The following is a 273-nucleotide window of genomic DNA, read 5'->3' on the forward strand; positions in this document are numbered from 1 at the left end:
AAGGAACTGATTTTTGCCATTCTGAAAGCAAACGCCGAACAGGAAGATCTGCTGTTCATGGAAGGCGTATTGGAAATCATCCAGTCCGAAGGGTTCGGCTTTCTCAGACCGATCAACTACTCGCCTAGTTCAGAGGATATCTATATTTCCGCCTCACAAATCCGCCGTTTTGATTTGAGAAACGGTGATAAAGTGTCCGGAAAGGTCCGCCCTCCAAAAGAAAACGAACGGTATTACGGCCTGCTGCACGTTGAAGCGGTTAACGGCGACGAT

1 pseudogene is annotated in these 273 nt (G+C 48.0%); it reads left to right on the plus strand.

What is annotated here, in order from left to right:
• Positions 1-273: pseudogene (locus CH339_RS25650) on the plus strand (transcription termination factor Rho); the annotation flags it as partial.

Origin of the sequence: Rhodobium orientis (assembly GCF_003258835.1) — a bacterium.
GTDB lineage: Bacteria > Pseudomonadota > Alphaproteobacteria > Rhizobiales > Rhodobiaceae > Rhodobium > Rhodobium orientis.